This is a genomic window from Ilumatobacter sp. (assembly GCF_030065885.1).
In the GTDB taxonomy this organism is placed as follows: domain Bacteria; phylum Actinomycetota; class Acidimicrobiia; order Acidimicrobiales; family Ilumatobacteraceae; genus Ilumatobacter.
The window spans coordinates 1-9,742 of the sequence record NZ_JASJCS010000164.1; the positions used below are offsets into that span (position 1 = coordinate 1).

Consider the following 9,742-nt stretch of genomic DNA (forward strand, 5'->3'; position numbering starts at 1 on the left):
GCATCGACCGGTCAGACCTCGAGCGCCAGCGCCTCGCCGAACCCGATGCCCGCCAGCAGATGATTGCGGAACGGCATCACCCGGCGCAGCACGTCCGCGCCACGAACCCCGAGTTCGAGTGCGTCAGGACTCCGCGGCGAGCGCCAGCGCCTCGCCGAACCCGATGCCCGCCAGCAGATGATTTCGGAACGGCATGACGTGGCGCGGCATGTTCATGCCCAGGACACCTCGTAGCCGGCCGGCGCGGCCGTACAACGCCGCGAACTGTCGGTCGTCGGGCGACCCGGCGACGATGCGCACGTCGTCGCCGGCCGAGGCGCGTCCGAGGAACTGGATGCGGCGGTCGTACTGCTCGCTCCAGAAGAAGGGCACCGGCGCGTACGGCGTGGTGGGCTGTTCCGCACCTTCGGCGAGCAGGTTGGCGGCGGCGAGCGCCCCCTGCTCAGACGCGTTGGTCCAGTGCTCGATCCGCATCTCCTCGTCGAACAGCGGGTTGTGCCATCGCACGATGTCACCGGCGGCGTAGACCAGCGGCACCCCCACGTTGAGGTCTGACCGGCAGACCAACCCGTCACGGATCCTCAGCCCCGAGCCGTTCAGCCAGTCCGTGGCGGGTGTCACGCCGATTCCGACCACCACGACATCGGCATGCTCGTGCCAGCCCCCGTCGACGAGCACCGCGCCGGTGGCGAGCCCTTCGACGGCCACGTTGCACCGGACCTCGACGCCGTGGTCGGCGTGGACGGCGGCGATGGCCGCCCCCATCTCGTTGCCCAGGGCATGGCCCAGCGGTGCCGGCGCAGCCTCGAGCACCACCACGTCGTTGCCGAGCAGTCGCGCCGTGGACGCGACCTCGAGACCGATGAAGCCGGCGCCGATGACGACGACCCGTCTGCCGCCGTTCACCACGCGACGCCGGAGGTCGAGGGAGTCGTCGAGCGTACGGAGCACGACCACGTGGTCGTGGCGGCCCTGATCCGGCAGCATCCGCGGCGACGCGCCGGTCGCCAGGATCGCGCCGTCGAAGCCGATCGCGCTGCCGTCGCTGAGCGCGATCGACCGCCGGTCGGTGTCGAGGCCCGTCGCAGCGACGCCCAGCCGCCACTCGACGTCGAGCGAGGCCATGTCGTCCTGCTTGCGGAGGACGATGCGGTCGGGTTCCCACTCGCCCGAGAGCAGCCGCTTCGACAGCGGCGGGCGGTCGTAGGGCCGGTGCGGTTCGACGCCGACCACCACGATCTCACCCTCGTAGCCGCCGATCCGCAGGGCCTCGACCGCACGCAATCCGGCGAGCGATGCGCCCACGACCACGATCCGCTCGATCATGGTTCGATTCGTAGCACGTCGGCTCCCTACGGTGAGAACATGCACGTGGTGCTCGACGTCGACGAGGTCAACGCCATGGTGCGGGAACAGTTCGCCGGCAGCCGGAACCGCTGCCTCGAACTTGGCCACAACTACGCCGTGGCGGAGTACGAGGTGGTTCCCGACGACATCCGACCCGGGGGATTCGTGGCGGGACCGGCCCAGTTCGCGCTGGTCGACTCTGCGCTCTGGTTCCTGTCGTTCGTCGCGTTGGGGCGGATCGAGCCGATGGCGCTCACGTCCGAGCTGTCGATCCGGTTCCTGCGGCCGGCGCAGGGTGAACGGTTGTTCTGCAGGGCCACGCTCGAAGCGGTGAACCGGCGCAGCGTCGTGGGCACCGCACGGGTCTGGTGCGACGATCGGACCGACAAGATCACGTCGACCGCGCAGGGCACCTACGCCGTGCCGCTCCCCCGATGACGGCAGGCGCTCGGCCTCGAACGCGTGAGCTTCTCGCGCACTATGTGCGCAACTTCCTCACGCGTTCCGGAGGGGGCTGGGGTGGGTGATCGGCCGCGGTTCCACCTGGCGTTCCCGGTCGACGACCTCGCCGCCGCCCGCCGCTTCTACGGCGAGGTGCTGGGCTGCTCGGAGGGACGATCAGCGGACCACTGGGTCGACTTCGACCTGTTCGGGCATCAGATCGTGGCCCACCTCGTCGAAGGTGCCACCGTCAACCGTGCCAGCAACCCGGTCGACGGCGACGACGTGCCCGTCCCCCACTTCGGGCTGCTGCTCACGCCGCCGGACTGGCGGGCGCTCGCCGACCGGCTCGTCGCTGCCGACGTCGAGTTCGTGATCGAGCCGCACACGCGCTTCGCCGGCGAGCCCGGCGAGCAGTCGACCATGTTCGTGCTCGACCCCGCCGGCAACGCCCTCGAGTTCAAGGCCTTCGCCGACGAGTCGATGATCTTCGCCCGCTGACGGCGGCGGTCACGCGCCGTTCGTGAAGCGGGCGATGCGCGAGAGATAGGCCTCGCCCGGATCCGCTTCGTCCAGCCACACGGTGAGCTCCCCGGACGGCAGGTCCGCGCGCTGGACCGCAACGATCACCCGGTGCGGGTTGCCGTCGACCGTGCAGTCGCGGTCGCCCGGTTGCCGCTCGATCACCGGGTACAGGCGCCGGGGACCGTCGTCGTACCGCAGGTCGCGAATCGCACCGAAGGGGCACGTGCTCGACTCGAGGATGTCGAAGACGATGACGACCTCGCGGCTCGGTTCGAACGGCCGCTCGATGTCGAGGCCGGACTCGGCCATCACGTTGCGGTGGGCGCCGGCGGTCTCGACCACGCGGACGTCGGGTCCGTCGCCCACTGCGAGATCCTCGGCGACGACCTCGAACGCGATCGAGTCGTCGGCGAGCCAGGCCGTGACCGCGAAGACCGCGGTCGCCGCCGTGACCAGCAGGATCGCGACGATGACGATCAATCTGCGCTCGTCGGGGAGGAGAGCCACGGCCCCAGGATGACACCGGCGGTTGCCGGTGACACAGGCCGGTCACACGGAACGGAACGTGATGCTCATCCTCGGTCCGTGCGTGACCCGCACCTTCGGCACGGTGTGCTCCCACTCGTGCTGGCACGCGCCACCCATGACGAAGAGGTCGCCGTTGCCGAGGCTCCAGCTCAGCGACGTGCCGCCACCTCGCGGCCGGAGACGGAGCGGTCGTGGCGACCCGACGCTGACGATCGCGATGACCGGGTTGGTGACGACGTGCCGGTGGCGGTCGCCGTGCCATGCCACCGAGTCGTCGCCGTCCCGGTACAGGTTGAAGCCGATCGAGTCGAACGGCTCGTCGTACCGCTCGGCGAGCAGCAGCCGCATCCCGTGCAGGATCGGCATCGGCTCGGGCTCGCCGCTCTCGAGCCTCCACCAGGCGCTCAGGCGGGGTTCGTCGACGATCTGGTCGAACATCCGAACGCCGGTGCGCTGACGGAACGGCAGCAGCGCGACCAACTGGTCGTAGATCTGATCGGCACCGGTGAGCCAGCCGGGGGCGAGGTCGACCCACGTCGTGGCGTCGAGGTCGAGCCGTTGGAGCTCGGCGAAGCTCTCGTCGAACTCGGGCACGAGCGTGCCGAACAACGAGCCCTGATAGAACACGTGTTCGATTCTCGCGCCGGGTGCCCCATCGGTCAAGGTGCGCCACACTGGTCCGGTGTACGAGCGCGTCGAGTCCGCCGGCGACCCCCGGTTGGTCGACTACCGCGAGCTGAAGGACGCCACGGCGCGCCGCCGGATCGAAGGGGACGAGTTCTTCATCGCCGAGGGGCCGGTGGCGATCGAACGGTTGCTCGCGTCGCGTCATCGCGTCCGCTCGATCCTGCTGTCCGAGCAGAAGGCGGCGCGCATGACCACCACGCTGGCCGATGTCGAGGCGCCGGTCTACCTCGTCGATCGATCGCTCCTGCACGAGATCGTCGGCTTCGACCTCCACCGCGGCGCGATCGCAGCAGCCGACCGCCTGCCGCACCCCGACCTCGACGCGCTCATCACGTCGACCCACCGGCTCGCCGTCCTCGAAGGCCTCAACGACCCCGAGAACCTGGGTGCGGTCGCCCGCTCGGCCCGCGCACTGGGCATCGACGGGCTCGTCCTGGATCCCACCTGCATCGATCCGTACACCCGCAGGACCGTGCGCGTCAGCATGGGCGAGATCCTCTTCCTCCCGACCTGCCGACTGTCGCCGGGCGACTGGCCGGAGGCGCTCGACCGTCTCCACGCCGTCGGATTCGAGACGTGGGCGCTGACGCCGAGCGCCGATGCCGTCGACATCTGGACGCTCGACCCGCCCGAACGGCTCGCCGTGCTGCTCGGCGCCGAGGGTCCCGGTCTGTCCGGGCGCACGCGCCGCGCCGCCTCCCGCCAGGTACGACTGCCGATCCGCGCCGACGTCGACTCGCTCAACGTCGGGGCCGCAGCAGCAGTGGCGTTCGCCCTCGTCGACCGGGGAGAATCGGGCCGATGATCACCGAGCTCCCCCCGCACCCGGCATCCGCCGAACCGCCGCCCTTCGCCGGACCCGATCACCCGATGCGGCAGCTCACGCGCGCCGTCGCCTTCGACGACACCTGGACGCCCACGAACGTCGAGCGGGTCACCGAGGTCTTCGACTCGATGGCGGCGAGCTGGACCGAGGAGCACGTCGACCCGGTCAAGGCGGCGGTCGTCCGCGACGCGATCGATCGAGGTGGGCCGGCGGTCGGCGGCCGCTGGCTCGAGCTGGGCTCGGGCACCGGCGCCGGAACTCGGATCCTCGCCCAGCTGGGCGTCGACCAGGTCTCCGTCGACCTCTCGCCGCAGATGTTGGCGCACGCTCCCGAGGGCCTCGCCCCGAAGGTGCTCGCCGACTCGTCGACGCTGCCCTTCGCCGACGACGTGGCCGACGCCGTGCTGCTGATCAACATGCTGCTGTTCCCCGCCGAGGTCGATCGAGTGCTGCGTGACGACGGCGCGGTCGTCTGGGTCAACACGCTCGGGGATCAGACGCCGATCCACCTGCCGCCGGCCGATGTCGCGGCCGCGCTGCCCGGCAACTGGGTCGGCACGGCATCGAGGGCCGGCACCGGCATCTGGGCCGTGCTCCGCCGCGCCTGAGCTCCCGGCCGACGCCGAGAGCGACCGGTCGCGCGAAGCTCGCATCATGAGCGAGCAGCCGATCTCCCGATTCGACGTCCCCGTTCTCGAGGACCTGCCCGACGACATCCGCCAGCGAATCCTCGACGTGCAGGCGAAGTCCGGGTTCGTGCCGAACGTCTTCCTGGCGTTCGCCCGCCGCCCCGACGAGTTCCGGGCGTTCTTCGCGTTCCACGACGCCCTGATGGAGAAGTCCGAGGGGCTCTCGAAGGCCGAGCGCGAACTGATCGTCGTCGCCACGTCGGCGATCAACCGATGCCTGTACTGCGTCGTCGCGCACGGCGCGATCCTGCGCATCCGGGCGAAGAACCCGCGAATCTCCGAACAGGTGGCGACCAACCCGGCGAAGGCCGATCTCACCGATCGTGAGCAGGCGATCGTGTCGTTCGCGACGCAGGTCGCGACCGACTCGGCGTCGATCACCGACGGCGACCTCGCAGCGATGCGAGAACTGGGGTTCACCGACGACGAGGTCTGGGACATCGGCGCGATCGCCTCGCTGTTCGCGCTCTCGAACCGGTACGCCAACTTCGCCGGCATCCGCCCCAACGACGAGTTCTACGCGATGGCCCGCTGAGAAATCTCGGCGACGGACCGAACCGAATCGGCCTCGGCGACGAACTGGTGATCGTGAACACTCAACGACACCTCCTCCGCTCCGCCGCCGGCATCGCCGCGGCCATCACCCTCACGCTCGCCGCCTGCGGCGGCGATGACGACGAGTCGACGTCCACGACGACCGCTCCACCGGCTGCGGACGCCGACGCCGCAACGGACGATGCGGCTGATGTCGCCGGTGATGCACCGGCGCTGTCGCCGTCGGCGCTCACACTCGCCGACCAGGAAGGCGACGGCACCAGCGTCGTCGTCGGGTCGGTCGACCTTCCCGCGCCCGGCTTCATCGCCGTCCACGGTGACGCCGGCGGCACACCCGGGCCCGTGATCGGTGTCAGCGATCTCCTGCCTGCCGGCACCTCGACCGACGTGGTCGTCGGCTTCGCCGAGCCGCTCGCCGCCACCGGCACGGTCTTCCCGATGGTCCACATCGACACCGACGGCAACGGCATCTACGAGTTCGGCGCGGTCGAGGGCGTCGACGGCCCGGGCACCACGGCGGACGGCGACGTCGCCGTCGGTCCGGTCGTGCTGACCGTGGGCGGCGCGACGTCAGACGCCACCGACGAACCCGACGCCACCGACGGCTCGGCGAGCGGCGCGACCGAGGCGATCACGATCGCCGAGTTCGCGTTCTCCGGGGTCACCGAGGTCCCGGTCGGCACGACGGTCGTGGTCACGAACAACGACGGTGCTGCGCACACCTGGTCGGCGGTCGACGGCGCGTTCGACTCGGGCACCCTCGGCCAGGGCGACAGCTTCGAGTTCACCTTCACCGAGCCGGGCGAGTTCGCCTACTTCTGCAACTTCCACCCGTCGATGACCGGCACGATCACCGTCACCGGCTGATCACCACCGGTACCGAGACCGACACCCTGCGCGGGCGTCCACCCCACCGCCGCACAGCGTGGTGCGAGCGGAGGGGTGGCGCCGCGCCCCCGGACGACACGCCCAACGGGGCCGAGACGGTCGGCCGACACCGGGGTCGACGGGATCGCTGACGCCGGGGTCGACGGAATAGGGCACACCACACCCTGGTTGAATGGCTGTTACGCCCAGATCCGGCGTGGCAGGAGGGCCTGCATGGCAACCAGGAAGCGCGACGGCACCACCGTGTTCGCCGCGGCCGCCGTGGCGGCGGCTGCCGTCGCGCTGGTCGTCACGCTCGTGCTGGCCTCGGGTGCGCTCGACGGCGACGACGGCGATGTCGCCGCGGCCGACGAGGTGATCGTCGATCTCGACGACGGCGCGGTCGCCGACCCGGCTGCCGATCCAGCCGCCGTGGTCGCCTCGGCGGCCGACGCCATGGCTGCGGTCACGAGCGTCGAGTTCGAGCTCGAACGGTCAGGCGCGCCGATCTTCATCGACGAGTTCGAGAGCCTCGCGCTCGACCGACTGCTCGGCCAGTTCACGGTGCCCAGCCGCGCCCAGGCCGAGCTGACCATCACCGTCGACGGCGACCTCCCGACCAAGATCGGCGCGGTCGCGATCGACGAGGAGGTCTGGATCTCGAACCCGGTCACCGGCGACTTCGAGACGCTGCCGGCCGGCTTCGACATCGATCCATCCCGCTTCTTCGACCCCGAGGACGGGTGGCGCCCGCTGCTCGCCAACCTGCTCGACGTCGAGCTGGTCGGCGTCGACGACCGCGGCGGCGACCGCTACCACATCCGCGGCACGGCGCCCGCCGCCGAGGTGCGCAACATCACCGTCGGCCTGGTCACCGGTCAGGACGTGCCGGTCGATCTGTGGGTGCATCCCACGACAGGCCTCGTGACCGCCGCGGAGTTCACCACCGTCATCGATGGCGGCGAGTCGAACTGGCAGCTCGAGCTCGCCGACTACGGCGCGGCGTTCACGATCGACCCGCCCGAGAACGTGAGGGCGTGACGTGACCCACGTCGCCGACAGCGGCCCGGCCGTCGTGCCCGACGAGGCACCGCGCCGCCCGTCCCCGGCCGCGATCCTGGCAGTCGTCGGGTTCAGCGTGTTCGTGGCGGCCGACGACCTCACGGTCGTGTCGACGATGCTGCGGCCGATCATCGGCGACCTCGGGCTGATCCTGCCCGACGGCCTCGACGACGCGGCGTGGATCGTCAACGCGTACCTGATCGCCTTCGTCGCCGTCATGCCGATCGCGGGCCGTGTCAGCGACGTGCTCGGGCGCCGCCGGACGTTCGTCGGTGCCTACCTGCTGTTCCTCGCCGGCACGATCCTCATCCCGCTGTCCGTGACCTTCGACGACGCGTTCGGGTGGTTCCTCGCGGGACGCGTGCTCACTGCGATCGGCGGCGGCGCGATGGTGCCGGTCGCACTGGCCGTCGTCGGTGACGTCTACCCAGAGGGTCAGCGTGCCCGCGCCCTCGGCACGCTCGGCGCGATCGAGACGATGGGCTGGGTCTGGGGTCCTCTCTACGGCGCCCTGCTGGTCCGCTTCCTGTCGTGGGAGTGGCAGTTCTGGCTGAACATCCCGCTGGCGGTCGGCGGCCTCGCTGCGTCGTGGTGGGCGCTCGCCGGCCACGACCGGCCCGACGATGCGCCGACCATCGACTGGGTCGGTGCCGCGCTGCTGACGATCGGTCTCGTCACCCTCAACATGGCACTCCTCGGTTCGGCCGAGATCCAGAGCGTCAACGGGCTCGACGAGCTGACGGGCGGCGGCACCGACCTGCGCTGGCTCTACCCCGTTGCGGTCACGGCCGCCATCGCCTTCGTCTGGCAGCAGCGACGCGTGGCCAATCCGCTGTTCGACTCGGGGCTCTTCCGTGGCCGCAACCTGCTGATCGCGCTCGCCGTGAACTTCGTCGTCGGTGCGGGGCTCGTGATCGCGATGGTCGACGTGCCGCTGTTCATCAACTCGGTCGAGGTCGACCTCGAACGGTCGGCGGTGTACGCGGGCTGGACGCTCTCGGCGCTCACCGCAGCGATGGCCCTCGCTTCGTACGTCGGGGGGCGGGCGACCGAGCGCACCTGGTACCGCCCTCCCGTGCTCGCCGGCCTCGCGCTGTCGACGTTGGCCTACACGTGGATGGGCGCCAGCTGGTCACCCGACACGTCGTACCCGATCTTCGCCCTGCAGCTCGCCCTGCTCGGCGCCGGTTTCGGGCTCACGGTCGCACCCACCACCAGCGCAGTCGTCGACGCCGCGCCCGCCGACCAGCGCGGCGCGGCCGCCGCCGTCGTCATGGTCGTCCGGCTCCTCGGCCTGAGCGTCGGATTGTCGGCGCTCACGGCCTGGGGGCTCGCCCGCTTCAACGATCTTCGCTCGACCATCGAGCTGCCCGGCATCACCGACCCCGGCTTCGAGGACGCCGTGCTCGACGCACAGCGCACGCTCACCGCCCAAGCCATCGCCGAGACGTTCACCGCCGCCGCGGTCGTCCTCGGCGTGGGCCTGCTCATCACCGTCGCCATGCGGCGGCACCACGGAGACACCACCATGACGACCGAACCGACCTCCATCCGACACGAGGCCACCGAGGCCGCCGAGGCCGACCTCGACGACGCCGCGGCCGAGCCCGTGCTCGTCGACGCGGGCGCCCCGGCAGCTCTCACCGAGCCGAGCGATGCGATGACCGCGCTGATGCGGCGCGTGAACCTGATGATCGGCCTGTTGGCGCTCGTGCTCGTCGGCGCGTTCGTCGCGATCGCGCTGCTCGCGGGACGCGTGGCCTCGGCCGAGGACGACGCTGCGGCAGCCCGAAGCGAGCTCGAGACGACGCGCGCCGAGCTCGTCACCACGCGCGACGACCTCGAGCGGGTCGAGGCGGGTGCGGCGCTCTACGCCTCGCAGATCACCGGTTTCCAGGAGCAGCTCGTCGCGCTCGAGCCGCAGGTGTCGGCGGGCGTCGCGGAGGCGATCGCGGGCCTCCGGACGTTCGGTGACTCGACGATCGCGTTCGACGTCAACATCGACGAGGTGATCCCGGTCGACACCGAGGTGGTGATCGCCCGCACGGTCGAGGTGCCGATCAAGACCTCGATCCCGATCAACGAGACGTTCGACACGACGATCGAGGTCTTGATCGGCACCTCGACCGTGCGGGCGATCACCACCTCGGTGTCGACCGGGATCACCTCGTCGATGTTGACGTCGAACGCGATCGTCGAGTCACCGAACGTCCGG

At 70.6% G+C, this 9,742-nt stretch carries 11 protein-coding genes; 8 read left to right on the forward strand and 3 right to left on the reverse strand.

The annotated features are described in order from the left end of the window. Positions 1-123: 123 nt before the first annotated feature. Positions 124-1,326: an NAD(P)/FAD-dependent oxidoreductase gene (locus QNJ12_RS22415; RefSeq protein WP_300626130.1), complete on the reverse strand. Its 1,203-nt coding sequence runs from the start codon at positions 1,324-1,326 to the stop codon at positions 124-126. A 39-nt stretch (positions 1,327-1,365) separates the two neighbouring features. On the opposite strand from QNJ12_RS22415, the gene QNJ12_RS22420 reads away from it, so the two are divergent. Together QNJ12_RS22420 and QNJ12_RS22425 are read left to right on the forward strand one after the other, a co-directional pair. After that, positions 1,366-1,785: a PaaI family thioesterase gene (locus QNJ12_RS22420; protein WP_300626132.1), complete on the forward strand. Its 420-nt coding sequence runs from the start codon at positions 1,366-1,368 to the stop codon at positions 1,783-1,785. Positions 1,786-1,827: 42 nt separating this feature from the next. Then, the gene (locus tag QNJ12_RS22425; RefSeq protein ID WP_367281840.1) at positions 1,828-2,289 is read left to right on the forward strand and encodes a VOC family protein; all 462 of its coding nucleotides are present in this window, start codon (positions 1,828-1,830) and stop codon (positions 2,287-2,289) included. A 9-nt stretch (positions 2,290-2,298) separates the two neighbouring features. Here QNJ12_RS22425 and QNJ12_RS22430 read toward each other — a convergent pair whose 3' ends face one another. Both QNJ12_RS22430 and QNJ12_RS22435 read right to left on the reverse strand, forming a co-directional pair. After that, positions 2,299-2,820 (reverse strand): hypothetical protein, encoded by a 522-nt coding sequence (locus QNJ12_RS22430; RefSeq protein WP_300626135.1) that lies wholly within the window; start codon positions 2,818-2,820, stop codon positions 2,299-2,301. A 42-nt stretch (positions 2,821-2,862) separates the two neighbouring features. Then, positions 2,863-3,468 carry an alpha-ketoglutarate-dependent dioxygenase AlkB gene (locus QNJ12_RS22435; RefSeq protein ID WP_300626137.1) on the reverse strand — a complete coding sequence of 202 codons (606 nt, stop codon included), beginning with the start codon at positions 3,466-3,468 and terminating at the stop codon, positions 2,863-2,865. Between the two features lie 55 nt (positions 3,469-3,523). Here QNJ12_RS22435 and QNJ12_RS22440 point away from each other — a divergent pair, with 55 nt between their 5' ends. The 6 genes from QNJ12_RS22440 to QNJ12_RS22465 all read left to right on the forward strand — a co-directional run. Continuing rightward, entirely contained in the window at positions 3,524-4,333 is an 810-nt protein-coding gene (locus QNJ12_RS22440) for an RNA methyltransferase (RefSeq protein WP_300626139.1), read from the forward strand. Then, a complete protein-coding gene (locus QNJ12_RS22445; protein WP_300626141.1) occupies positions 4,330-4,962 on the forward strand; it encodes a class I SAM-dependent methyltransferase in 633 nt (210 codons plus the stop codon). The genes QNJ12_RS22440 and QNJ12_RS22445 overlap by 4 nt, the downstream gene beginning before the upstream one ends. A 46-nt stretch (positions 4,963-5,008) precedes the next feature. Continuing rightward, a complete protein-coding gene (locus QNJ12_RS22450) occupies positions 5,009-5,578 on the forward strand; it encodes a peroxidase-related enzyme (RefSeq protein ID WP_300626143.1) in 570 nt (189 codons plus the stop codon). Positions 5,579-5,631: 53 nt separating this feature from the next. After that, a complete protein-coding gene (locus QNJ12_RS22455) occupies positions 5,632-6,465 on the forward strand; it encodes a cupredoxin domain-containing protein (protein ID WP_300626144.1) in 834 nt (277 codons plus the stop codon). Between the two features lie 234 nt (positions 6,466-6,699). Further along, a complete protein-coding gene (locus tag QNJ12_RS22460) occupies positions 6,700-7,506 on the forward strand; it encodes an LppX_LprAFG lipoprotein (RefSeq protein ID WP_300626146.1) in 807 nt (268 codons plus the stop codon). Between the two features lies 1 nt (position 7,507). Next, positions 7,508-9,742 (forward strand): MFS transporter (locus QNJ12_RS22465; RefSeq protein ID WP_300626147.1); only part of this gene is annotated, 2,235 nt, incomplete at its 3' end.

Coding starts and splice junctions, on each gene's coding strand:
- QNJ12_RS22415 (WP_300626130.1), bottom strand. CDS start 1,326: ATGATCGAGCGGATCGTGGTCGTGGGCGCATCGCTCGCCGGATTGCGT.
- QNJ12_RS22420 (WP_300626132.1), top strand. CDS start 1,366: ATGCACGTGGTGCTCGACGTCGACGAGGTCAACGCCATGGTGCGGGAA.
- QNJ12_RS22425 (WP_367281840.1), top strand. CDS start 1,828: ATGTGCGCAACTTCCTCACGCGTTCCGGAGGGGGCTGGGGTGGGTGAT.
- QNJ12_RS22445 (WP_300626141.1), top strand. CDS start 4,330: ATGATCACCGAGCTCCCCCCGCACCCGGCATCCGCCGAACCGCCGCCC.
- QNJ12_RS22450 (WP_300626143.1), top strand. CDS start 5,009: ATGAGCGAGCAGCCGATCTCCCGATTCGACGTCCCCGTTCTCGAGGAC.
- QNJ12_RS22460 (WP_300626146.1), top strand. CDS start 6,700: ATGGCAACCAGGAAGCGCGACGGCACCACCGTGTTCGCCGCGGCCGCC.